This window comes from Oribacterium sp. HCP3S3_B9 (genome assembly GCF_052064255.1).
Taxonomy (GTDB): Bacteria; Bacillota; Clostridia; order Lachnospirales; family Lachnospiraceae; genus Oribacterium.
Genome location: NZ_JBQHVY010000002.1, coordinates 138,839 through 164,602 on the forward strand (window position 1 = coordinate 138,839; position 25,764 = coordinate 164,602).

Below are 25,764 nucleotides of genomic sequence, written 5' to 3' on the forward strand. Positions count from 1 at the left end.
TCAGCCGAGTGGCGTCACCTGCGCAAAAGGCGGATTTCCGGTTTCTGTTTCTATTTTCTGTTCGATCGGGCTATCCGGACGGATCACGGTCTCGACGATCTTTCCATCGACGACACGCAGCTGCCGATCCGCCCAGGAAGCGATGTGTGCATCATGGGTGACCATGATCAGCGTGCGGTCCTCCTCACGTACGATTTTCCGAAGAAGGCTCAGCACATCCTCCGTCGTATGTGAATCAAGATTACCCGTCGGCTCATCGGCGAAGATGATCTTCGGGTCGATGACGAGCGCACGAGCGATCCCGACACGCTGCTGCTGTCCACCGGACATCTGGTTCGGCATATGCTCTCCCTGATCCCCGATGCCGATCAGCTTCATATACTTCTCTGCTTCCCGGATACGCTTCTCATACGGCACCCCGCGGAACATCAGCGGCATCGCGACATTCTCGACCGCATTCATCGAGCCGATCAGATTATAGCTCTGAAAGATGAAGCCGACATTCTGACGCCGGAAGCTGACGAGCTCCGCTTCGCTCATCCTATCGATGCGCTTCCCCGCGATCTGAATCGCCCCTCGACTCGGCGCTTCCAGACCGGCCAGCATATTGAGACAGGTCGATTTACCGGAGCCGGAGGTGCCGACGATCGCGACGAACTCCCCCTGGTAGACATCGAAGGACACACCATTCAGCGCGTAGACCTTATTGTCTCCGATTTTGAAAATCTTATATAAATCCCGCACCTTGATGATCGGTTCCACTACATCTCTCCCACAACTTGTCAAATCATAAACTGGCTTCATGGCCTTCATTATATGATAGCTGCCATCTATAAACAATAAACGAATTCATTAACAACTTCGTCAATAATATTAAGACTTTCAGCTCGGGCAGTGACCGCGGAGTACTGTACCTCCATTGCCACCCCTCCGCGGCCCCTGCCTGAATGTACATAAAAAGACCTGTGCTACTGCACAGGTCTTCGATCATCAAGCGTTTGCCGGCTTGCCTTCGATGGAGTTCCACTTCGGGATGAGCACCTTGGTACCACCCATGTATGGCTGAAGCACCTCCGGGATGGTGATGCTGCCATCGGCCTGAAGACGATTCTCGAGGAACGCGATCAGCATACGAGGTGGAGCGACACAGGTGTTGTTCAGGGTGTTTGCGAGATGGATCTTTCCATCCTTGCCCTTGATACGGATGTGCAGACGTCTCGCCTGTGCATCGCCGAGGTTCGAGCAGGAGCCGACCTCGAAGTACTTCTTCTGACGTGGTGACCACGCCTCGACATCGCAGGACTTCACCTTGAGGTCTGCGAGATCACCGGAGCAGCACTCCAGTGTTCTGACCGGGATTTCCATCGAACGGAAGAAATCAACGGTGTTCTTCCAGAGCTTCTCGTACCAGTCCATGGCATCCTCCGGCTCACAGACGACGATCATCTCCTGCTTCTCGAACTGGTGGATACGGTACACGCCTCTCTCCTCGATACCGTGTGCACCCTTCTCCTTACGGAAGCAAGGAGAATAGGAAGTAAGGGTAAGCGGAAGGGTATCTGCCGGAAGGATCTCATCGATGAAGCGACCGATCATCGAGTGCTCCGAGGTACCGATGAGGTAGAGGTCCTCGCCCTCGATCTTATACATCATGGCATCCATCTCTGCGAAGGACATAACACCATCTACAACCTTGGAACGAATCATATATGGCGGAATCACATAGGTAAAACCACGGTTGATCATGAAATCGCGCGCATAGCTGAGCACCGCAGAGTGCAGTCTCGCGATGTCGCCGATCAGGTAGTAGAAGCCGTTACCTGCGACACGTCCGGCTGCATCGAGATCGATACCGCCGAAGGACTCCATGATATCGGTATGATACGGTACCTCAAATGCCGGAACGACCGGCTCACCGAAGCGCTCATTCTCGACGTTGTGAGAATCATCCGGACCGATCGGAACGGATGCATCGATCATGTTCGGGATGATCATCATGCGCTTCGTCACCTCCGCCTGAAGCTTCGGCTCCTGCTCCTCGAGCTCCTTGAGACGTGCGGTAAATGCGCCGACCTCGGCCTTGACCTCTTCGGCCTCCGCCTTCTTCCCCTGCGCCATCAGCGCACCGATCTGCTTCGAAACCGCATTCTTCTTCGCACGAAGCTCATCGGCCTCCTGCTGGCACTTTCTCGCCTCGAGATCATACTTGATGACCTCATCGACTAACGGAAGCTTCTCATCCTGAAACTTTTTCTTGATGTTTTCCTTGACAAGCTCCGGGTTTTCTCTGACAAATTTAATATCTAACATAGGATCCTCTCCACTTCTGCGAAATCTTTCTGGCGATAAACCACCATTTACTATAGCCTTATTTACGTCTGTTTTCAAGTCATTCCGTCACAGTTGACGGACGGGTCGCAACCGATCAGACAGGTGGGGACCCGGAGGGACAGTTGCGTCCGAACATCTACAGCGCTCCGAGGACATCCTCAAACTGTACGCCGTAAACGATCGGGACCTTCTCCTCCTCGCTGTGTCGGATGCAGAGCGCGACGAAGTCGGCGGCGCGACGCGTGGCGTTCTCGAGCTCCTCACCGCGAAGACAGAGACTCGCAACGATGGCACTGAAGAGGTCGCCGGTCCCCGGACGGGCATCGCCGGACCGGGCATGCCCGACGAAACGGAGATCGCCATCCGCTTCCGAGACGACATTGATCAGGGCTTCCGGCGTCGTGGCTCTATCCTCCGCTGTCTCCGGATAGGCCTCGACACCAGTCACGACGATCTGTCCCTCCGTCAGATGATGCAGCTCCGAAAGCAGAGCGTGCATCACCATCCCGCGTGTCGCAGCGCTCGTACAGCGGTCGAGTGTCTCCTTCAGTCCCGCATAATCGAAGTCGGCGAGGAAGGCCGCTTCCGTCAGGTTCGGGCAGATGAGATCCGCCTTCCGACAGAGGGCCCGCATCGCCTCGATATGCTCCTCCGTCATCCCGCGATACAGACGGCCATGATCCGCCATCGCCGGATCGAGGAAGATGCGCAGCGCTGGATTCCGCAGCTTCTCCGCCTCGAGATACGCGTCGAGGGCCCGGAGATCCGTACAGTCACCGAGGTAGCCGATCAGGATCCCATCGAAATGGATGTCATTTTCGCTCAATGTCTCGAGCCGCTCTTCCATCACCGCCCCAAGTCCTGTGCTGGATACGTGCGGGAAGGCCGTATGGTTGCTGAGCACCGCGGTCGGAATCGGGCAGGCGCTGAGCTGAAGTGCTGTAACCACTGGAATCTGGATGGAAAGTGAGCAGCGTCCGACGCTGCATAAATCATTGATGAGCGCAAGTTTCTTTATCACGGAAAACTCCTTTATGCGTGCAGGATGGCGTTAAATGCCTTCACATTCTCCACCATACGCTCACGTGGCTTGAAGACGGCAGAGCCGGCGATGAAGAAGTTCGCACCGGCATCCTTGATTTCCTGCACGTTGTCGAGGGTAACACCACCATCGATGCCGATATTCAGCTCGAGGCCGAGCGCGTCCGTCTGCTTCCGCAGGGCACGGATCTTCTCGATCGTATACGGGATCAGCTTCTGCCCACCGAAGCCCGGGTTGACCGACATGATGAGCACCAGGTCCAGCATCGGAAGGACACAGTCCAGGGTGCTGATCGGGGTTGCCGGATTCAGGGCTACACCGGCCTTGAGGCCACGCTCCCGAATCTGCTGAAGGGTACGGTCGAGATGTGTGCAGGCCTCCTGGTGTACGGTGATGCCGTCCGCACCGGCATCGGCGACTGCGTCGATGTAGCGGCCCGGCTCAGTTACCATCATATGGACATCGAAGAAGCAGTGGTTATCCTTACGTACCGACTGGATCACCGGCATGCCGAAGGAAATATTCGGCACAAAATCGCCATCCATCATATCGAAATGCAGGTACTTCGTGCCCGCCTCCTCGAGTACACGGAGGTCGTCACGCAGGGTTCCGAAATCAGCGGATAAAATCGATGGGGACAGATCATAATTCATAGTAGTATTCTCCTCTGCCGTCTTAAGACGACGTTTCATAATCAGTATCGCTTCTGCTCCTTCAGCTCCTGATAGAGCATGACATAGCTTTCATAGCGCTCGCGAGCGATCTTTCCTTCCGCGACGGCACGCTTCACCGCACAGTCCTTTTCACCGACGTGCACGCAGGTGTTGAAGCGGCACGCGCTGCGGTAGTCCTCAAACTCCGGGAAGTAGTACATCAGCCGCTCCGGTTCGATATCCGTCACATAGAGCGAGGTAAAGCCCGGTGTATCGAGCACATAGGTCTCGTCATCGATATAAAAGAACTCCGAGTGACGGGTCGTATTCTTCCCACGCTCGATCTTCTTACTGAGCTCCCCGGTTTCCATGTTTGCAGCCGGATGGATGAGGTTCGTGAGCGAAGACTTGCCGACCCCGCTCGGCCCGGAAAGAACGGTGGTCTTTCCGCGCAGTACCTCCATGATCTTCGGCAGACTGTCCTCGTTCCGGGTGCTGATTTCGAGCACCGGATAGCCCGCCGCGCGGTAGATCTCCGGAATCATCTCCGGGTGCTCCGCATGGATCTCCGGGATCGTTTTCGCCCGTGACTTTTTCTTCTTCCAGGCATCGCGCTCCTCCGGCATCGTTTCTTCTTCCTCTGTCGGATCCTCGCCTGGCTGCACGAGGTCCACCTTATTAAAGAAGATCACCACCGGGATCTCCCGCTGCTCCATATGGATGAGGAAGCGGTCGAGCAGGTTCAGATTCGGATCCGGATGGCGGAGTGCGAAGATGACGACCGCCTGGTCGACGTTCGCGACGGCCGGCCGGATCAGCTGATTTTTCCGCGGAAGGATGCGGATGACGGAGCCCTCATGCTCCTTCTCTGAATCCTGTACCGCTTCGATCTCCGCATCATCACCGACGAGCGGCTTCTCGTTCCGGTTTCGGAAGATACCCTTCGCGCGGCACTCATAGTCGCCCTCCGGGGTATGGACATAGTAGAAGCCACCGATGCCCTTGTAAATTTTACCTTTTAAAGCCATGCATTACCTCTCTAGGAACGTGGTGCGAAATTCACAGTATAGGATGCGATGACGGTATCGTTCGATGCATCGACGATTTCGACGGTGCCCTTTCCGATGCCGGCTGCACCCCGGATGTTCGGGATCACGACCTGAAGCTCGGTGCCGGCTTCATAGCTTCGCGCTTCCTGAAGCGTCGTATAGCGCTCCGCACCATCGATTTCCTGACAGAGACGGATCAGGATGATCCGCCGTGTATCTGCCGCCGGACTGGTCTCACCGCCGATCTTTACGGCCGTGTTGATCGAGCCGTACCAGTCACCCTGACCGTCGGTCGTGGTGCTCTTCTGACTCGTCTCTCCATCGGAGCCGGAGGAAACCGTGAGCGAGATCGTCGTCCCCTTCAGGACCACGGATCCAGGTGTCAGACTCTGGTCGATGACCGTATTCTCCTCATGCTCAGCATCCGGCACAGAGTCGATGCCCTCAAGTGTGAGTCCTGCATCCTCCAGCGTGCTCAGCGCATCGTCCTCACTAAGCGTACGCAGCTCCGGGACCAGCGCCATGCCATTCTCGCTCGCAGACCCGGCGGAACGCGTGATGATCAGCATCGATGTTCCGCTGGTATCCGGCTTGTTCGTGCTGATGACATAGCCCAGCGGCACCGTGTCGGAGAACGCGTCCTGGATCTTATAATTGATTTTTCGTTTTTCCAGCGCCTCGACCAGGGTGTCACACTTCACGGCATGAAGTGCATCCAGTTTATCCGGCGTTGCCGGATCATAGAAGCGGATGGTCTCTGCGCCCTTCGACACGGTCACATCGAGGGTGCTGCCGTTCTGGATCTTCTTCTGGTAAGCGATGATCGTGCCCTCCGTCGGATACTGATCCGAGAAGCTTTCCTTCGCGCTCCGGAGATGGATATGATAGTCTCCGAGATAGTCCTCCGCCTCCGCCACCGTCTTTCCGAGGATGTTCGGAAGCAGGTTATCGAGCGCGGAGATTGTGATATTGATCGTCGCCGCCTCCGTCGTTTCGGTGGAGGCCTCGATCGGCTGACTCGTTTCCAGCGCCGTCCGGCTGTCCCGGAAGAAGGAGAACATATTGCGGCCGATGATCAGCACGAGCACGATGATCAGCAGGATACAGACACCGACGATCACACGGTAGATCTTCGTCATGTGGAAGCTGGTTTCATCTTCCTCCGTATCATCGAGCGGAAGTGCATCCGTATCATCGAGATGTGCGAGCTTCCTCCGAAGCTTCTGCCGGTGCTTCAGCTGATTCAGCTCCCGCGGAGAGAGCACCCGGGTCTCACTGAGGTCCTCCGGCATCTCCCCGGACATGAAGGAACCGCTCGGATCCTTCAGTGCCTTCCGGAGGTCCTCCATCAGCTCGCCGATGTGCTGGTAGCGAAGCTTTCCCTTCTTCTGCATGCACTTGTACACCGCCATATCGAGGGCAGGGTACACATCCGGCACCAGCTCCTTCACGTGCGGGATCGGATTCTCGAGGTGTGCGAAGACGACGGACACCGAGGTGTCGCCATCATACGGCACCTTGCCCGTCAGCATCTCATACATCGTACAGCCGAAGCTGTAGATATCCGAACGCTCATCCGACTGCCCAGAGCGGGCCTGTTCCGGCGAAATATAGTGGACAGAGCCCATGACGGTCGCATTGACCGTCTGCTGCGTCGCGGCACGGGCGATCCCGAAATCCGCCACCTTCACATTTCCCTCACTGTCGACGATGATGTTCTGTGGCTTGATATCCCGGTGCACGATGCCCATCTTATGCGCGAGCTCGATACCGGCCGCCGCCTGCAGCGCGATGGCGATGGTCTCCTGCGAGTCCATGCGTCCCGCACGCTTGATATAGTTTTTCAGTGTGATACCCTCGACGAGCTCCATCACGATATAGTGCAGCTTCGTCTCCGGATTATCGACGATGTCATACACCGCGACGATGTTCGGATGATTCAGCTTCGCCGCTGCCTGGGCCTCATTCTGAAACTTCCGGATGAAATCCTCATCCTCGCAGTACTCCTCCTTCAGGACCTTGATCGCGACCACACGCCCCATCTTCCGGTCGTTGGCACGATAGACATAGCTCATGCCACCCTGTCCGATCAGCGTATCGATCTCATAACGTTCGTCGAGCACCTGTCCCTGCTCCAGCATCATATCGTCGCCTCCTCTCGGTAAGGGCCGGTCAGAACGATGCCGATATTGTCCTTCCCGCCGTTGATGTTTGCCATATCGATGAGCGCCTGTACCTTTTCCTGTACCGTGCTGTGCTCACGAATGATGTTTCGGATGCTTTCATTGTCCACCATGTTGGAGAGACCGTCCGAGCAGAGCAGCAGATAATCGCCCTCACTGAGCTCGATCTCGAAGAAATCAGCCTCCACCTGCGGCTCGATGCCCACGGCCCGCGTGATGATATTGCGGGACGCCATATACTCCTTCGAGCCACGCCGCATGAGACCACGCCGTACCATCTCCTCGACATAGGAGTGGTCCCGTGTGATCTGTCGGATGCTGTTCCCATGGATGAGGTATGCCCGGGAATCGCCGATATTACCGACGGTCAGATTCGGCCCCTCGATCAGCGCGATCACGAGCGTCGTGCCCATCCCGCTCAGATTCGGATTCTGCTGCGCCAGGCGGTAGAGCCGCTGGTTCACGTCACGTATTCCCTCCTGCAGCAGGCGGATCTCCGGCTGTGGCTGCGCAGCCTTCTCGATATAACGCCGGAGCTCATCGACCGCATAGCGGGAGGCATAGTCCCCCGCCTTATGTCCGCCCATCCCGTCTGCGAGCAGGAAAAGATTCGGTAGTGTTCCCACCGGCTGATCGCTCGCGAAGACGTAATCCTGGTTCATACGCCGCCGCTGTCCCTTATCGGTTTTCGCAAAAAAGTCCATCATGCTTCACCTGTCACTTCGTCACTTCATCATCGTGGTTCAATGCTGACGTCCTCGACATCCTCACTTCGCAGTCCCTCGTGGCCTCCACGGCGATACGAAGCTTCGCGCATCCTCCAGCGCCTCGTTTCACTCCCTACGCCTTCGAATCGATTCCCTCCGTCTCGAGGTAATCCCGGCGGAGCTGACCGCAGGAGCCCGAGATGTCGGAGCCCATCTCCCGGCGGATCGTCGCCGCGATGCCGTTCCTCTCCAGAATATGCTGGAAGGCCTCGACCTTCGTGCGATCCGGTCGCTTCCAGTCCCGCTCCTTGATCGGATTCACCGGAATCAGGTTCACGTGGCACTGGAGCTTCCCGCCGTTCTTCATGCTGCGGATAAGCTTCACAAGCTCCATCGCTTCCGCCTTATTATCGTTGACACCCTCGACGACGGAATACTCGAAGGTCACCCGTCGACCGGTCTTCTCGAAGTAGTACTCGATGGCCGGCATGATCTCCGAGAGCGAATATTTGTTTGCGATCGGCATCAGGGTCTTCCGTGTCTCGTCGTTCGGCGCATGCAGGCTGAGTGCCAGCGTGATCCCGTAATTTTCATCCGCCAGCTGCCGGATCTTCGGCACCAGACCGCAGGTCGAGATCGTGATGTTCCGTCGCGAGATATGGAGTCCGTTTTCATCCGAGATCATGCGGATGAAACGGGTGAACTCATCGTAGTTGTCAAGCGGTTCGCCGGAGCCCATGATGACGATGTTATCGACCCGGGCACCGGTCGTACGCTGGATCTGGTAGATCTGTCCGAGCATCTCTCCGCTCGTCAGATTCCGTGCGAGGCCGTCGAGCGTCGATGCACAGAACTTGCAGCCCATGCGGCAGCCGACCTGGGAGGAGATACAGACACTGTGCCCGTGCTGGTACTCCATCCAGACGGACTCGATGACATGTCCGTCCTGCATACGGAAGATAAATTTCTTCGTACCATCGATCTTTGAGGTGAGCACCTCCACCGTTTCCGGCAGGGCCACACTGTACTCCGCACTCAGCCGATCGCGGAGTCCCTTCGAGATGTTCGTCATCTCGTCGTAGTGCTCCACCAGATTCTGGTGCAGCCAGGTATAGATCTGCTTCGCACGGAATGGCTTCTCGCCCATCTCCTCGAGCAGCTTTTTCAAATCGTTAATTTCTAAATCGCGTAAATTCTTCATTCTTTTCGAAATACCGTAAGATAAAACCCGTCGGATGGCGCACCCGGCAGGAACTTCCGCTCCTTCAGGAGGGTGAAGCCGCCCTTCGCGAGGATATACTCCCGGTTGTCTTCATTTTCTTCCTTCGTCAGTGTGCAGGTGGAGTACAGCAGCTTTCCGCCCGGCTTCACATAGGTACATACCGTATCGAGGATCTCGCGCTGCAGCTTCTGCAGCTCCCGGATGCCCTCACGGCTCGCGTTGAAGCGGATATCCGGCTTCTTCCCGAGGATACCGAGACCGGAGCACGGGAGATCGGCGATGACGATATCTGCCGTTCCCTGTCCGGCGTCATCCAGCAGCGTCGGGTCCGGCGTGCGTGCATCGTGCACCTGCGCCGTGATATTCGTAAGCTGCTGCCGTGCGATGTTCTGCTCGATGAGCGCCACCTTCGCTTCCGTGAGGTCCCGCGCATCGACATGGCCCGTTCCCTCGAGGAGGGCCGCGATATGGCAGCTCTTGCCGCCCGGTGCCGCGCAGACATCGACGACCTGGTCGCCCGGCTGCGGATCGGCTTCGATGCCGACCTGCTGTGATGCGACGTCCTGAATCGTGATCTCACCGCGCTGGAAGGCCTCGCTGTGCACGATGTCGCCCTCCATCTCCTCACAGTGTCCATCCTGGAAGCGGACGAAGTTCTTCTTTTCACCCTCGAGGAACCAGGCAAGCATGCGCTCCGTCTCCTCCCGTCCATAGATCTTCTTCAGTGCATCGTACATCCAGAGCGGCACACTGTAGCGGATATAGGCCGGTGTCTTTCCGGTATGGGCGAGGTTCTGGAAGATGATTTCCTTATCCCGGGAAACACTCCGAAGAACGCCATTCACGAAGCCGCTCAGGAAAAAGGCCTTGTCCTCCTGGCTCTTCACGAGCTCGACCGCCTCGTTGATGGCCGCACTGTCCGGCACCTTATCCATGTAGAGAATCTGGTAGCTGCCCATGCGGAGCACCGTCCGAACCAGGGGCTCCATGTTTTTCGTATGGGTCTTACTGATCTGGTTCAGGATGAAGTCGATCTGGATCGTATACTCGAGGGTTCCCTCGACGAGTCGTGTCACGAAGGCACGGTCGCGCGGCGTCCAGTCCGGATACGCCGACAGTGCATCACGCAGCACGATATGCGAGAGCTTCTTCTCCTCAAGGATCTTCATAAGGCTAAGTACAGCAATAGACCGCGGCGTCGCTGCGGTCTTTTCTCTCGAAATCTCTGATATTTTTTTCTTTCCGGCATGCATAAATTTATGCAGCGGGCCCTCTGCCCGGGTCGTTTTTTTTCGCTGATTCTTATTCACCATAAATGATTCTTTGCAGTTTCCTCTCTTTAATATGCCGTGTAGCGTCAGTCGTCACTTCGCCGGCTGCCCCTCGTCAGGATCAGCAGTCGAAGGAGCTGCAGCAGAGACGATGCCGCCGCGGCGACATAGGTAAGTGCGGCGGCTGTCAGAACCGCCTTCACGCCGTCAAGCTCCTCTTCGGTCAGCACCTGATTCTCGCGCAGCGTCTTCACCGCGCGGCGGGATGCGTCGAACTCGACCGGAAGGGTCAGCAGCTGGATCGAGATCGCCACGATAAAGGCGATGATGCCGATTTTGATGAGCGGCGACCAGCTGATGAGGATCCCGAAAAAGATCAACGGAATCGAGATCTTCGAAGCGACGGCACAGGCCGGCGTGATCGTGCGCGTCAGCACCAGCGGCCCGTAGCAGACGTGATCCTGGATCGCATGCCCGCACTCATGGGCCGCGACACCGATCGCCGCGATCGAGTGACTGTTGATGGTTGATTCACTCAGGTTCAGAACTTTCTTACTCGGCACATAATTATCCGTCAGATTTCCGGCGATCCCCTGCACACGGACATTCGTGATGTCGTTCCGGCTCAGGATCAGGCGTGCGGCATCCGCACCGGTAATGCCGGCACGCGCGCCGATCTTCGCATATTTCTGAAAGGTCCGGTTGACATTGGCACTTGCCAGCATCGAGACGATGACGCCGATCAGTACCAGTACATAGGTCGGATCATAAAACATCGGATATCCATAGTAACCGTACATAGTATTTCCTCCTGCCATTAAATATCACGGGGGAGTGCCGCCCGTAGGGCGCGGGGGTCCCCGTGATGCCTTAGTGGCGAACGTATTCAAAGCTGTGCCCTACAGTGTACGACATATTCGTGATCAGTGTATGTAAAAAGTCTAAACTTTATCTGAAGAATCAGAAACGATGTCCGCGCAGGAAATCCTCAGCCTTCATGCGCTTCTTGCCTTCGAGCTGCAGCTCCCGGATAAGAAGTGCACCCCGACCACAGCGCACCACCAGCATCTTCTGGTCGGCATATACATGCCCTGCCTTCGTTCCCTCCGGCATCGTTCTGTCCCGCTCCGGCATCATCACAGCCACCTCCGGCAGCGGATACTGCTTACACTCCGCGTCCGTCAGTACGTCGGCATCCCAGAGCTTCAGCTGCTTCCCGCCGAGGAAGCTGTAGGCGGATGGCCATGGATTCAGGCCGCGGATCTTCCGCTCGATGACCACCGCATCCTCCGTCCAGTCGATGCGACCGGAGGTCTTCGTGAAAAGACCGACCTTCGTCGCCTGGGATGCATCCTGTGCCACCGGCGTGATGCTGCCGGCCTCGAGACCCTCGAGGGTCTCCACGATCAGCTCCCCGCCGAGCTTCGCCAGCTTATCGAAGAGCGTGCCGCCGGTTTCCTTCGCCTCGAGCGGAATCCGCTTCATCATCAGGATATCACCGGTATCGAGGCCCTCATCCATCTGCATGGTCGTGACGCCCGACTCAGCATCGCCGTTCAGCACGGCCCACTGCACCGGCGCCGCGCCACGGTACTTCGGCAGCAGCGAGGCGTGCACATTGACACAGCCATACTTCGGTATCTCAAGGATATCCTTCGGCAGGATCTGTCCGAATGCCGTCACGACGATCACATCCGGTGCGAGCGCACGCATCTCTGCCTTCAGCGCCTCATCCTTCCGGATCCGCTCCGGCGTCGCTACACGGATTCCGTAGCCCTCCGCCGCGATACGCACATCACTCTTCTGTGCCTCACCATGCCGTCCCTTCGGACGATCCGGCTGTGTAATCACGAGCGGGATCTCATAGCCCGCCTTCACCAGTGCATCGAGCGTCGCCACCGCAAAATCCGGTGTTCCCATGAAAATAACCTTCACCTCTTACCTCCATCCAAGGGCATTTACAACATCATAAGTGTACAAAATCCATCAGGGGTTCCCGGAGGACCGTCAACAGAAGCCATACGAAGGGACCGTGTGAAATCAATCCAGGTCCCCTTAGCGGCACTTGGTGTCATCTCTCCCTGGAACCCTCTGCAACGCTGAGTTTTCATAAAGAAAACTCAGTGATTGCAGAGGGCCTAGTGCCGCTTAGGGTCCCTGGGTTAGATTTCACCGGTCTCGTAGTACTGTGCTTCTGTTGAAGGCCCTCCGGGGTCCTGGCTGATCACTCGAAGTCCTCGAACTCCTCCTCGTCGAGGTTCTCGTAGTTCACGTCCTCGAGCTCTCCCTCGACCTTCGAGGTGTAGAGGATGCCGTGCAGGTGGTCGTTCTCATGCGCCATCGCACGTGCGAGCAGACCCTCACAGTCGAAGGCATACGGCTGCATGTTCGCATCGAGTGCCTCGACATGCACCTTCATCGCTCTCGTCACCACGCCCTGCTTGCCCGGTACGGACAGACAGCCCTCGTCACCGGTCTGGGTCTCGTCGCCAATCGGGGTCACCGTCGGATTGATGCAGATATAGCGCTGGCCATCACCGATGTCGATGACGAACAGCTGGCGAAGGATGCCGACCTGCGGTGCAGCGAGTCCGACACCGTTCGCCGCATACATGGTTTCAAACATGTCGTTGATGAGGTCGATGGTACGATCCGACACCGCCTTCAGCGGCTTGCACTCCTTCTCCAGAATCGGGTCTCCAATTTCACGAATGGTTCTTAATGCCATAATACTCTCCTAACTACTGTAAATCATAATTCAACAGCACGAGGCCGCGACGGTCGTGCTGACGTACACGTTCGGTAAAATGATCCCGTAACCTGATGATTATATCATGAGACGGGTGTTTGATATAGACGATTTTTCGATAGACGTCGTTGATCCGGTAGACCGAGGCCTCGAGCGGTCCGATCAGCTCGGCACCCTCGGCACTGCAGTCGAGCTGGAAGCCCTCCGCCGCAGCGGAACTCACCATGGAGAGAAAATCCTCATCCTTGCTGGCGAGCTGGATCGTCATGAGGCGCTCCGTCGGCGGATACCCCATCAGCTTCCGGAAGCGGAACTCCTTTTCATAGAAGGCCCTGTAGTCCTGCCGCTTCGACAGCACGATCGCATAGTGATCCGGCTGATAGGTCTGGATGATGACCGTACCGGCCTGCGCACCACGACCTGCCCGCCCGGCTGCCTGGGTCAGCAGCTGGAAGGTGCGCTCCGAGGCCTTGAAGTCTGGTGCCGAGAGATTGAGGTCCGCCGCGATGAGCCCGACGAGGGTCACATCCGGGAAGTCATGTCCCTTCACGATCATCTGGGTACCGATCAGGATGTCCGCCTGGTGCTTTCGGAACTTCTCAAGGATACGCTCGTGGTCCCCCTTCCGCTTCGTCGTATCCGCATCCATACGGAGCACCGACGCCGTCGGGAAGACCTTCTTCACATAGCTCTCAAGCTTCTCCGTACCGAAGCCGAAGGGCGCGAGGTAAGGGCTTCCGCAGCTCGGGCAGAGCTTCATGAGCCGTGTCTGGTAGCCGCAGTAGTGACAGCGCAGGGAACCATCCCGGTGCAGGGTCAGGGTGATGTCGCAGTGCGGGCACTTCAGCGCCTCACCGCAGCTCCGGCAGGACACGAAATTCGAGTAGCCGCGCCGGTTCATGAAGAGCATGATCTGCTCCTTCTTCTCGAGCTTCTCCTGCATGAGCGTATAGAGCCGCTCCGAGAGGATGCTCCGGTTTCCCTTCGCCAGCTCCTCCCGCAGGTCGATGATCTCGGTCTCCGCGAGCTTCGCACCGGCGTGGGCCCGCTCCAGCAGCTCGAGCAGCTGCACCTCGCCCCGGAGAGCGGCGCTGTAGATCGTGAGGGACGGCGTCGCTGATCCATAGAGCACCGGACAGCCTGCAAGACGCGCCCGCTCATACGCGACATCCCGCGTCTCGTAGCGGGGTGCCGTCTCCGACTTGTACGCCGACTCATGCTCCTCATCCATGATGATGAGGCCGAGCCGCTCGAACGGCGCAAATACGGCTGAACGTGGGCCGATGAGGACATTGACCTCGCCGCGCTCACACTTCGTATACTGCTCGAAGCGCTCGCCGATGCTCATCCGGGAATTCAGGATCGCGACCCGGCCCTGAAAGCGGGTCGATACGCGGCGCACCGTCTGGTAGGTGAGCGAGATCTCTGGAATCAGCAGGATCACCTGATCCCCGCGCCGGATCACCTCCTCCATGATGTGGAGGTAGACCTCGGTCTTTCCAGAGCCCGTGATCCCGTGCAGCAGATAGCGCGGCACAGGATGTCCATCCGCCGGAGCTGCTTCGCCCGCTGCCTTCGCTTCGGCCAATGCAGACGTCCCGGTGCTCTCCGGTTCCGCGGTTTCCGTATCTCCCGGCACACTCGTGACCGGCGAAGCCGTGCGCTTCGCCACACAGGCCTGGTACCCCGCGATGACGGCAGCGGCCGCCTGGGCCTGTGCCGGATTCAGATCGTGGTACTCATCCTGCTCGTTCTGATACATGCGGATCGGATCGATGCGGCGGGCATTCTTTCGCACGGTCCGGCGCACCGGCAGGACCGTCTTCAGGCACTGGTTCATCGTCGTCCCGTATTCGGTCGACATCCAGGCGGCGAGGTGGATGAGCTGCTCCTGTACGGAGATGGCATCCGGGATCACCGCGACGATGTCCTTCACCTTCGACGGATCATAGTCGAAGTTTTCCCGAAGACCGACGACATAGCCGGTTTTCTCTGCATTGGACGCACCAAAGGGGATCGTGACACGATCCCCTACGTGAAGGTCCATGCCCTCCGGAATGTGATAGGTATAGGCACGGTCCAGTGCTTCATTTGTGATGTCAATGATGATTTCTGCGTACATCAGCACTGTTCCTGTCTGAAGTCACGCACGATTTCGGACAGCTTCATGCTGTTCGAGCCCTTGAAGAGGAGGACATCCCCGCTGCAGGCGATGGCGTGAAGGGTGTTGCGGAGCTCCTCGAGATCCGTGAAGTATTCGATCGTCGGCACGCGGCGTGCGGCCTCGTCCCCGATCGGCTTGTGCGGCTCGGCGACCGCGTTCTGTATTCCCTCGCCGATGGCAGCGGCCCGCTCTCCGTACAGGAAGACCGCATCGATCGGCAGGGTCGCGAGGTAGCTTCCCACCTCGCGGTGGTAATCCAGCGTCTTCTCACCGAGCTCGAGCATATCGGCGAGAACCGCGATGTGACGTTTTCCCTCGAGGGCGGCGAGGGCCTCCAGCCCTGCCTTCATGGACGCCGGTGATGCGTTATAGGCATCATCGATGACGAGGACCCCCTCCTTCGTACGGAAGGTCTCTCCACGGCCGGCGAGCCCGGAGAAGTTCTCGAGCGCATGCTGCGCCGACGCTTCATCGACACCGAGCGCCGTCGCGATATGCATCGCGGCCGACGCATTCTGAAGCATGTGGCTGCCCTTCACCATGAGGTGAAGATCATAATCTTTCATTTCATACGACCGGAGCTCGAACATCTGCTCCGTCGCGATCCCGAAGGCATGGATCTCCTCGAGCGTCAGCTTCGAAAGGATCGCGTCGTCCATGTTCAGGTAGAGTGCGCCACCCTCCCGCATGCCGTCGAGGATGTGCAGTTTCTCCCGGAGGATGTTTTCCTGGGTCTTCAGCTGCTCGATGTGGGCGATGCCGATGTTCGTCATCACCGCCATATCGACACAGGCGATCTGCGCGATCCGGGTCATCTCTCCCGGCTCCGACATGCCGAGCTCGATCACCGCCGCCTCCGCACCGGAGCGGGCCATCTGAAACATGGTGATCGGAACACCCACCTGGGAGTTCGCATTGCCCGCCGTCTGAAAGACCTTCTTTCCTGCCGCGATCGCGGTCGCGATCATGCTGCGGGTCGTGGTCTTCCCGACCGAGCCGGTGACACCGATGACGGTGCCGTGGAACTTCTTCCGCTCCATGTAGCCGATCTCCTGCAGCGCCTTCGTCGTGTCCGTAACCTGATAGAAGCGGACCGCCGGATGCTTCGCCTGCAGCGCTTCGATCGGACGGGAGCTGAGCACGGCGACCGCGCCGTTCGCGATGGCCATATCGATATAATCATGTCCATCGCTGTGCTCACCGATGATCGGCACGAAGAGGGCATGCTGCATTTTCTTCCGCGAGTCGAGCACGATCTCCTCGATGCCCTCGTCACTGAATCCGAAACTGATATCCGCTGTATTCATACTGTTCTCCATCAAAGCTTATACTTCGCTGCTGTCTCGAGGATGACCTCCCGGTCGAGGAAGTGGGTACGCACGCCCTTCACCTCCTGGTAGTCCTCATGTCCCTTTCCGATCACGGCGATCATGTCGCCCTTCTCGGCGTGGGTCATCGCATATTCGATGGCCTCACGGCGATCCGGAATCTCGACATACTGTCCGCCGGCCGGCACGAGAGTGGACTTGATATCCGCGATGATGTCCGTCGTCTCCTCATCACGGGAATTATCCGCCGTGAGAATGCTGAAATCCGCGAACGCGGCCGCCGCCTTGCCCATGCCGTAGCGACGGTCCTTCGCACGGTTGCCGCCGCAGCCGAAGACAACGACGAGACGCTTCGGATGAAGCTCCCGTAAGGTACTGAGCAGATTTTCCATCGCCATCTCGTTGTGCGCATAGTCGACGAGCACCGACATCGTGTCGTTTTTAAAGACGATCTGCGTACGTCCGTCGACGTGCACACGCCGGAAGGCGCTCATGATCGCGCGATGCGGGATCCCGATCAGCGACAGAACGGAAATCGCGGCCATCGCATTGTAGACATTGTACTTCCCCGGCATATCCATCTGGATCTCGAGCTCCGTGTGGCCACTCACATCGAAGCGGATCCCGACGAAGTCCGGACGGTTCACGTGTTCGATGTTGTCGGCCATAAAGTCGGCCGTACGGTCGATCGCATAGGTGAACATCTTGCACGGCGCAGCGGCGAGGAGCTCATCCGCATAATCTGCATCGAGATTGATGATGCCGACACGGGACTGTTTGAAGATGCAGCTCTTGTAGTACTTGTACTCCTCGAAATCCGCGTGCTCGTTCGGTCCGATGTGATCCGGCTCGATATTCGTGAAGATGCCGTAGTCGAAGGTGATGGCGTCGACACGGTGGAGCTTGAAGGCCTGGCTGGAGGCCTCCATCACAACATAATCACAGCCCTCATCCCGCATCATACGGAAGTAGTGCTGGAGGTCATAGGACTCCGGGGTCGTGTTCTTCGTCGGAAGGTGATGCCCGCAATACTCGACACCGGTCGTACCGATGCAGCCGACCTTCTCGCCGGCGTCCTCGAGGATCTGCTGGATCATGTGGGCGGTGGTCGTCTTGCCCTTCGTTCCGGTGATAGCGATGACCGTCATCTCCCGGCTCGGATGATCGAAGCGTGCCGCACTGAGCGCCGCGAGGGACGCCCGCGCATTCTCCACACGGATGATCGCAACCTCCGCCGGCACGGTCTCAAGCGCGAGACCAAACGCAGAAGGATCCTCCTCGATCACGATCGCCTGACAGCCCTGCGCGATGACCGCCGGGATGAAGCGATGCGCATCGACATTGGCACCCTTCATCGCATTAAAGACGGTTCCCTGCACTGCTTTTCTCGAATCAAACACGACCTCCCGGACATCCGGCACCGAAGTGTCACCATGGACGGTCTCATACTGTATGTCACTCAGCCAGTCTGCAAATTTTGCCATAATCTTTCTCTTTTCGTCTTAAAAGTAGATCGGCCCTCCAGGGATACCAGAGGGCCGCAACAGAGATCATCAGAAGAGTCCGGTGATCTTTCCGTCCTTTACATCGATGCCGAACGCCGCCGGCTTCTTCGGGAGACCCGGCATGGTCATGATGTCACCGGTGAGGCAGACCACGAAGCCGGCACCCGCCGATACATAGGCATCACGAACCGTGATACGGAAGCCGGTCGGACGGCCGAGCTTCTTCGCATCATCGCTCAGACTGTACTGCGTCTTCGCCATGCAGACCGGAACCTGACCGAAGCCGAGCTCGGTGAGCTTATCGAGGGCCTTCCGTGCCTTCGGCTCGTAGTTTACACCATCCGCACCGTAAATCTTCGTCGCCACGGCCTCGATCTTCTGATAGAGATTATCCTCAAGCTTCTGTACCGGCGTGAAGTGCGCCTCCTTCTTCTCGAGGGTCTCCAGCAGGGTCTTTGCCAGCTCGACGCCGCCCTTGCCGCCTTCCCCATGTACCTTGGAGAGTGCGAACTCTGCACCACGCTCACGGCAGAAGTTCTCGACGAACTGAAGCTCCGCCTCGGTATCCGTCGCGAACTGATTGATGGCTACCACAACCGGGATACCATAGCTCTGCAGGTTCTCGATGTGCTTCTCGAGGTTCACGATGCCCTTTGCGAGTGCATCGAGGTTTTCCACGGCAAGCTCTGTCTTCGGCACACCGCCGTTGTACTTCAGTGCGCGTACGGTGGCAACCAGTACCGCTGCATCCGGCTGGAAGCCGGCCATCTGGCACTTGATGTCGAAGAACTTCTCAGCACCGAGATCGGCACCGAAGCCGGCCTCCGTCACCGCGATCTCACCGAGCTTCAGTGCGAAGCGGGTCGCCTGGACGGAGTTGCAGCCATGCGCGATGTTCGCGAACGGGCCGCCATGCACGAGGGCCATGTTGTGTTCGAGGGTCTGGATGATGTTCGGCTTGATGGCATCCTTCAGCAGTGCAGCCATGGAGCCGACCGCCTGCAGATCCGCTGCGGTGACCGGTTTCCCATCGACATCGTAGGCCACGATGATGCGGGCGAGACGCTTCTTGAGATCCTCCATATCGTCTGCGAGGCAGAGGATTGCCATGATTTCGGACGCCACGGTGATGACGAAATGATCCTCACGTACGACGCCGTCGGCCTTTCCGCCGAGTCCGATCACGATGTTTCGGAGCTGACGATCGTTCATATCGACGCAGCGCTTCCAGTTGATGGCCTTCAGGTCGATGCGAAGCTCGTTGCCCTGCTTGATATGATTATCGAGGAGTGCGGCGAGCAGGTTGTTTGCGCTCGTGATGGCATGGAAGTCACCGGTGAAATGAAGGTTCAGATCCTCCATCGGAACGACCTGCGCATATCCGCCGCCGGCCGCGCCACCCTTGATGCCGAAGCACGGTCCGAGGGACGGCTCACGCAGTGCGACCACGGTCTTCTTTCCGAGCAGATTCAGTGCGTCGGCGAGACCGATCGATGTGGTGGTCTTCCCCTCCCCGGCCGGTGTCGGATTAATCGCGGTGACCAGAACGAGCTTTCCGTTCGGACGATCCTTGATCTTATCCCAGAGATCGTCGCTCAGCTTCGCCTTGTACTTTCCGTACTGCTCGAGTTCATCTGCCTCGATACCATACGCAGCCGCTACGTCTGTGATGCGATTCATCGTAGATTCCTGTGCAATCTCAATATCAGACTTCATCTCTTACCTCTTTCTCTCATAGCTTCTAAGTGTTGTATTTTCAGGGACGCGCCCTCGAAAACTGTGGCAAAGCGGTCATTTACGCCTCCGGTGCTTCTTCAGGAGAACAATGTATCCGACGGCGCATCGTCTCATCCCAACCGGAGCACGAACGACCTGTGACGTCAACCGTTCGAGATCAGTTCGTCGAACTCGGCGAGCGTCATGATGATCTTCCGTGGCTTCGTGCCCTCCTCCGGACCGACCACGCCGGCCTCGGCGAGCTGGTCCATGATGCGGGCTGCACGGTTAAAGCCGATGCGGAACTTTCGCTGGAGCATACCGATCGAGGCCTTCTCGGTCTCGATGATCAGCTGGCCGGCCTCGACGAAAAGCTCGTCCTGGTTTCCGGCACCGCCGAGACTGCCCTCGCCGCCACCACCGGCCTGTACCTGCTGCTGTATGCGTTCACTGTACTCGACCTCGCCCATCTCCTGCTTGATGAAATCGACGACATCGGATACCTCCTGATCGGAGACGAAGGCACCCTGCACACGCACCGGCTTCGGGATGCCCTGCGGGAAGAAGAGCATATCGCCCTTTCCGAGCAGCTTCTCGGCACCGTTCATGTCGATGATGGTACGGCTGTCGGTACCGGACGAGACGGCGAAGGCGATACGGCTCGGAACATTGGCCTTAATCAGACCCGTGATGACATCCACCGTCGGACGCTGGGTCGCGATGACGAGGTGCATGCCGGCGGCACGTGCAAGCTGCGCGATACGGCAGATGGCGTCCTCTACCTCCTGGCTCGACACCATCATAAGGTCGGCGAGCTCATCGATGATGATGACGATCTGCGGCAGCTTCTCCGGCTTCTGATCCTCTGGGATCTCCGGATCATTCCGCACGGCCATGATTTTCTCGTTGTATCCCTTGAGATCACGGGAGCCGCTCTCAGCGAACTTCTTATATCGATCCGTCATCTCGGCGACCGCCCAGTTCAGCGCGGAGGCTGCCTTCTTCGGATCGGTCACGACCGGAATCAGCAGGTGCGGGATGCCGTTGTAGACGGAGAGCTCCACGACCTTCGGATCAACCATGATCATGCGGACATCCTCCGGCTTATACTTGAAGAGGAGGGACATGATCAGGGTGTTGATGCAGACCGACTTACCGGAGCCGGTGGCACCTGCGATGAGCAGATGCGGCATCTTCGCGATGTCGGTGACGATGGTCTTACCGGCGATGTCCTTACCGACACCGAACGCGAGCTTCGCCTTCGCTCCCTGGAACTCACTGCTGCCGAGCACATCCCCGAGGTAGACGGTCGCACCGTGCTTGTTCGGCACCTCGATGCCGACTGCCGACTTGCCCGGTATCGGCGCCTCGATACGGATATCCGCCGCGGCGAGACGCATCTTGATATCGTTTGTGAGCGACACGATCTTCGACACCTTCACACCGATCTCCGGCTGCAGCTCATACCGCGTGACGGCCGGGCCGATCGAGATGTTCGTGATCGTGACATTGACACCGAAGCTCTTCAGGGTTTCCTGGAGGGTCAGCGCGTTCTGGCGGATTTCCTCTCTCGTATCGAAGTCCTGACGTGCCGGCTTCTGCAGGAGGCTGAGCGGCGGGATCACGTAAGGCTTCTTAGGCTTCTTTTTCTCGAGAATCTCCTGCTGGACCTTCGCGTTATCCGCATCCGTCGGTGTATTTTCCTTCTTCTCACGGTCGAGCTGTGACTCGATTTTCTTTTTGATCGGCTCGACATCCGCGTCAATCACCTGACCGTTCGAGGCCACGATGCGCCGTGTTCCCTGCTCCATATCGCCGCGACCGATGGTGGCCACGCCGTTGCGAGCGACGCTTACCTCATCATCACCCGCATAGGCCGCGGCTGACTCTGTATCATCGCTGTCCGCGAGCGGGTGCAGCTCTGCATCCATCGCGTCCTCAGCTTCGGAATGCAACTCATCATCCACCTGCACCACGTCCGCCTCATCGTCCATGTAGCTGTCCATGAGGTTCTGGTCATCCCAGATGTCCGGACTGCCCGGCATCGTCGCGCGGTCGTCCCGTGTCACCGGGGTATGACGGACGTTCAGCGGCAGCTCGACACTGTTCGCTGCATTTTCATCCGGACCGAGGATCGCACCCATGCCGGTGATCGTCGGCTCGGCGTTCAGCTTCGGCTCAACCGAGAGAGGCTGCTTCACATCAGCACCCGCCCCGAGGGCTGCCTCATAGGCGGCCGTGTCGTCGAGTGCCGGGATCGTAAACGGATCCTCCGGCACCGCTGTCTGCCGGGCGGTGGTCTGATCGGCAGCATTGGCCTCCGCAGACACCGTCGCCCCTGCACTCATCTCGGAGAGGGACTGATGTGCAGAAAGATCGATCGCCTGCATATCAACACCGGCCCGACGTGCACGCAGCTCCTCCTCCCGGGCGAGACGACGCTCCTCCCGGTGGAGACGTGCAGACTCCGCCACCTGTGAGAAGTCCTCCCGCGCACGATCACGGGCATGGGAAGCGGCACGTGCGGAATGCTTCGCGATGATACGTGCGAGTGGCTTTCCGGTGGTATAGATGAGGCACACGAAGCTGGCCACGATGAGGATCAGGGCCGCGCCGACCGTACCGGCGATCGTATGCAGCACCATCGCGAGGGCACCGCCGACGATACCGCCGCCGATGCCGAGCTCCGCGCCCTCACTGTAAAAATCCATCAGGCTCATGTCCTGCACGCCACCTGCGGTAAACAGCTGGAAAAGCGCCGACAGGAACACCAGCATGAACAGCGCCGAGCTCATACGGAGCGTTGCGTGCGGGTTATCGATGTTCGAGAGGATGAAGGCCACCACGAAGCACAGCACGATCGGAAAGAGATAGCCGACCACGCCGAAAAGTCCGAGCTGCACAGCCTTCAGTGCTGCGCCGATCGGACCACAGAGGCCCAGATTCGACAGAAACAGAAAAAGCGAGACGGCGAAGGTGATGATGATCGCGGCCTCGTCCCCCATCAAGGGTGCATCATACTCCTGTGCCTTACTGCTGGAGCGCGCCCTGGTATTTGCTGTCGTCTTCGGTTTATTCTTGCTGCCCTTCGGTCTACCCATATCACCTCACCTGGTCGTAATATCTGATAGTAACTTTAGTATTATACTCCAAAACTCCAGCAAAATCTATATCTAAAACAGGCGTTTGCGTCTATATCGATACTTGTGCGTGCTCGTTCAGAGCAGCGCTTCCTTGAACGCAGACGGATTAAAGTGATAATAATGCGACGGTCGACCCTGACGCGGCGTTTTGGTATCCGGAGCGGTATCACGGAAGCGGATCATATCGAGATCGTAGAGCTTCGCGAGGATACGGCTCGCGGAACGCATCGTGATGCCAAGCTTCTCGGAGAGCGCATGGGAGCTGATCAGCTGCGCCTCATTCTGCTCGAAGATGCTGATCAGCTTCAGGATATTGGTCTCGTTGATCCCGTTCTCTCTTGCAAACGCAAGTGCCTTTTCATTCGAGTAGTTGTACATCAGCTGATTATCCGCACTGAGCGGTCCGGTGATCTTATCCTCTTCGTCCATGAAGAAGGCATCATTGCGGCCATAGCGATCCGCCTCCATGAGGGCGTGCTCCGCGAAGTAACGTGAGCGCTCATAGGACGGACTGACACCGGCACCGATGCGGAACGGGAAGTTCAGCTCCTTCTTCAGGATCAGCAGCAGTGTACGGATCGTATCGAGCTGTGGCGCACCGGACGGGACCTGCACATGGATCTCGAACTGGTTGAAGCCCTGGGAGATACGGAAGTGCAGATGATTCGCCTTCCGGTAGTCCGCCAGCAGCTTGTAGACCGTCGCCTCACGGTACTCCTGCTCCTCCTGCTCGACATCCTCGTCAAACGGCAGACGCATCAGGATGCTGAGCTCATCCTTCAGATTGATCGAGTCCAGACGGAGCTCGTTCAGTGCGGAGCGGATCGACTTCACGATCATATCCTCCGAAGGGAACACGGCAACATACGGGATATGCAGCTCATCGAGGCGGGTCAGGTTATTGATGGACCGGGACAGGATCAGATCGATCTTTCCTTCATCCCAGAGCTTCTTCGCATACGCGGTGATATGCCGGTAGTCGTAGTGCGTGTCCTCGAAAAAGTACGGACAGTTCTCCTTCTTTACATACTGCGGCACTTCCATATAGTTGTTTGTCGTCGTCAGGAAATCACAGAAAACACGATTCAGCTTCGTCTCCGGATGGTCGATCTGAAACTGCAGCAGGATCGACAGCACATCGATCGGCTCATATGCCGTGAAGGTACATGGGATGCGGTTATCCGGAAACTTGTTCTTGATATAGTGATAGCCCAGCTCGCCAGAGAAGAAAATGACATCGCACTTTCCCTTCACATCCTGGTAGATGGCATCGATGTCACTCATCTTTCGATAGATATACTGAAAAAACTGACAGCCGAAATCATGCTCTGCGATGACCTTCTCTACAGGCTCCAGCGAATGATCCGGGCTTACAATTGCAACATTAATCATAGATCTGCTCCATACTCTTCGACCGCGCGAACATCAGATGCATCCTTCATGACACAGATGCCTTTGACCGCTCAGTGGATGCTTCAACGGATGCATACGCTGGGCTTCGTTCTGCGCGATACTGTAAATTACGACTTGCGTCTTTTATGCGGAGATTAGCACTGCACATCGCGAAAGTCAATCAAAAAGAGGGCTGCGCACAGGCAGTCCCCTTATGTCGTAAGCGTTCAGCCAGGGGCTCCTGGCTGAACACTTACGATCTCATCGTATATTTCGTTTTATTCAGTTCGTTCTTTTCCGAAGAAGAACACCGTCAGGGTTCCAGGGCCGGTATGACATCCAATGGTCGGGCCGATCGGATAGATTCGGATTTTCCCCTTCAGGTGCTCGAAACGGGACTCGATCATCTCCCGCAGCTTCTCGGCATCCTCCTCGCACTCGGAATTTCCGACGAAGCAGGTATCGCTGTACTGAAGTCCGTTCTCCGCAAGCTCCTCCATCTTCTCTTCGAGCCGTGCGATGGCCTTCCGCTTACCACGAAGCTTTTCCTTCACCTTGAGGGTTCCATCCTTCACGAGCTCGATCATCGGACAGATATTGAGGATCGTACCGATCGCACCGGAGGCCTTCGATACACGACCACCCATGATGAGAAACTTAAGGTTCGTCGTCAGTACCAGGTGCTGCACCTTATGCTTCTCCGTCTCTGCGTAGTCACGAAGTGCGTCGATGTCCATCCCCTCATCCCGTAAATCGCAGAGCTTATCCATAAGCAGTCCGTAGCCAGAGGATGCGCAGAGGGAATCCACGATGTAGATTTTCCGCTCCGGGAAGGCTTCCTGCAGATCCTCGGCTGCGATCCGTGCAGAGTTGAGGGTACCGGAAATACCGCTCGAAAGCGTGACATGCAGGATATCCTTTCCTGCCTCGAGGTATGGGCGGAAACGCTCGACGTACTCCTCGACATTGACCTGTGAGGTCTGCGAACGTTCACCGGCCAGCATACGGCGATATACCTCGGACGAGGAAATCGAGTGTCCGAAATCGTCGAGGTACTCATCGTCTCCGACACGAAGGTGGAAGTAGCAGACATTGACCTCGCGCTCCTGGTACCAGGACTCCGGCATATCCGCCGTTGAGCAACAGCTGAGTATATAAGAATGCATAGTATGATCACTCCTTTTGAAACATTGAGCCTATCATACACCCGCATGCACATAGTTTCAATAACTACTTGTAAAATTCTCCATAACCCCGTTGCATGTTCGTTAAAACAATTTGTTTCGATTAAAGTGAGGCCCAGGAGGGC

Annotated in this window: 19 protein-coding genes; all 19 read right to left on the reverse strand. The window is 57.5% G+C overall.

Annotation, left to right across the window (positions count from 1 at the left end):
- Entirely contained in the window at positions 1-804 is an 804-nt protein-coding gene (locus tag ACTNC3_RS01990; RefSeq protein WP_410043034.1) for an ABC transporter ATP-binding protein, read from the reverse strand.
- Positions 805-990: 186 nt separating this feature from the next.
- Positions 991-2,310: a serine--tRNA ligase gene (gene serS, locus ACTNC3_RS01995; RefSeq protein ID WP_410043035.1), complete on the reverse strand. Its 1,320-nt coding sequence runs from the start codon at positions 2,308-2,310 to the stop codon at positions 991-993.
- Positions 2,311-2,467: 157 nt separating this feature from the next.
- On the reverse strand, positions 2,468-3,352 hold the full coding sequence (locus ACTNC3_RS02000; protein WP_441226289.1) for a bifunctional hydroxymethylpyrimidine kinase/phosphomethylpyrimidine kinase: 885 nt from the start codon (positions 3,350-3,352) through the stop codon (positions 2,468-2,470).
- An 11-nt stretch (positions 3,353-3,363) separates the two neighbouring features.
- The gene (rpe, locus tag ACTNC3_RS02005) at positions 3,364-4,026 is read right to left on the reverse strand and encodes a ribulose-phosphate 3-epimerase (RefSeq protein WP_441226290.1); all 663 of its coding nucleotides are present in this window, start codon (positions 4,024-4,026) and stop codon (positions 3,364-3,366) included.
- Positions 4,027-4,067: 41 nt separating this feature from the next.
- Complete coding sequence (rsgA, locus tag ACTNC3_RS02010) at positions 4,068-5,054, reverse strand: ribosome small subunit-dependent GTPase A (RefSeq protein ID WP_410043038.1); 987 nt, start codon at positions 5,052-5,054, stop codon at positions 4,068-4,070.
- Positions 5,055-5,065: 11 nt separating this feature from the next.
- Positions 5,066-7,219: a Stk1 family PASTA domain-containing Ser/Thr kinase gene (gene pknB / locus ACTNC3_RS02015; RefSeq protein WP_410043039.1), complete on the reverse strand. Its 2,154-nt coding sequence runs from the start codon at positions 7,217-7,219 to the stop codon at positions 5,066-5,068.
- A complete protein-coding gene (locus ACTNC3_RS02020) occupies positions 7,216-7,962 on the reverse strand; it encodes a Stp1/IreP family PP2C-type Ser/Thr phosphatase (protein WP_410043076.1) in 747 nt (248 codons plus the stop codon). Before ACTNC3_RS02020 ends, pknB begins: the two co-directional genes overlap by 4 nt.
- Before the next feature lie 136 nt (positions 7,963-8,098).
- Entirely contained in the window at positions 8,099-9,166 is a 1,068-nt protein-coding gene (gene rlmN / locus ACTNC3_RS02025) for a 23S rRNA (adenine(2503)-C(2))-methyltransferase RlmN (RefSeq protein ID WP_441226291.1), read from the reverse strand.
- The gene (locus ACTNC3_RS02030; protein ID WP_441226377.1) at positions 9,163-10,440 is read right to left on the reverse strand and encodes a transcription antitermination factor NusB; all 1,278 of its coding nucleotides are present in this window, start codon (positions 10,438-10,440) and stop codon (positions 9,163-9,165) included. Before ACTNC3_RS02030 ends, rlmN begins: the two co-directional genes overlap by 4 nt.
- Positions 10,441-10,544: 104 nt before the next feature.
- Positions 10,545-11,258, reverse strand: coding sequence for a zinc metallopeptidase (locus ACTNC3_RS02035; protein WP_441226292.1), 714 nt, complete (start codon positions 11,256-11,258; stop codon positions 10,545-10,547).
- A gap of 160 nt (positions 11,259-11,418) precedes the next feature.
- Positions 11,419-12,393 (reverse strand): methionyl-tRNA formyltransferase, encoded by a 975-nt coding sequence (fmt, locus tag ACTNC3_RS02040; RefSeq protein WP_441226293.1) that lies wholly within the window; start codon positions 12,391-12,393, stop codon positions 11,419-11,421.
- Between the two features lie 289 nt (positions 12,394-12,682).
- The gene (gene def, locus ACTNC3_RS02045; protein WP_441226294.1) at positions 12,683-13,186 is read right to left on the reverse strand and encodes a peptide deformylase; all 504 of its coding nucleotides are present in this window, start codon (positions 13,184-13,186) and stop codon (positions 12,683-12,685) included.
- 13 nt (positions 13,187-13,199) lie between these two features.
- Entirely contained in the window at positions 13,200-15,329 is a 2,130-nt protein-coding gene (gene priA, locus ACTNC3_RS02050) for a replication restart helicase PriA (protein ID WP_441226295.1), read from the reverse strand.
- Positions 15,329-16,678: a UDP-N-acetylmuramoyl-tripeptide--D-alanyl-D-alanine ligase gene (locus ACTNC3_RS02055; RefSeq protein ID WP_441226296.1), complete on the reverse strand. Its 1,350-nt coding sequence runs from the start codon at positions 16,676-16,678 to the stop codon at positions 15,329-15,331. The genes priA and ACTNC3_RS02055 overlap by 1 nt, the downstream gene beginning before the upstream one ends.
- A gap of 11 nt (positions 16,679-16,689) precedes the next feature.
- The gene (locus tag ACTNC3_RS02060) at positions 16,690-18,183 is read right to left on the reverse strand and encodes a UDP-N-acetylmuramoyl-L-alanyl-D-glutamate--2,6-diaminopimelate ligase (protein WP_441226297.1); all 1,494 of its coding nucleotides are present in this window, start codon (positions 18,181-18,183) and stop codon (positions 16,690-16,692) included.
- A gap of 69 nt (positions 18,184-18,252) precedes the next feature.
- On the reverse strand, positions 18,253-19,920 hold the full coding sequence (locus ACTNC3_RS02065; RefSeq protein WP_441226298.1) for a formate--tetrahydrofolate ligase: 1,668 nt from the start codon (positions 19,918-19,920) through the stop codon (positions 18,253-18,255).
- 164 nt (positions 19,921-20,084) lie between these two features.
- Positions 20,085-23,021, reverse strand: coding sequence for a DNA translocase FtsK 4TM domain-containing protein (locus ACTNC3_RS02070; RefSeq protein WP_441226299.1), 2,937 nt, complete (start codon positions 23,019-23,021; stop codon positions 20,085-20,087).
- Positions 23,022-23,138: 117 nt separating this feature from the next.
- A complete protein-coding gene (locus ACTNC3_RS02075) occupies positions 23,139-24,455 on the reverse strand; it encodes a MarR family transcriptional regulator (RefSeq protein WP_410043049.1) in 1,317 nt (438 codons plus the stop codon).
- A gap of 278 nt (positions 24,456-24,733) precedes the next feature.
- The gene (locus tag ACTNC3_RS02080; RefSeq protein ID WP_441226300.1) at positions 24,734-25,621 is read right to left on the reverse strand and encodes a DegV family protein; all 888 of its coding nucleotides are present in this window, start codon (positions 25,619-25,621) and stop codon (positions 24,734-24,736) included.
- Positions 25,622-25,764: the final 143 nt, after the last annotated feature.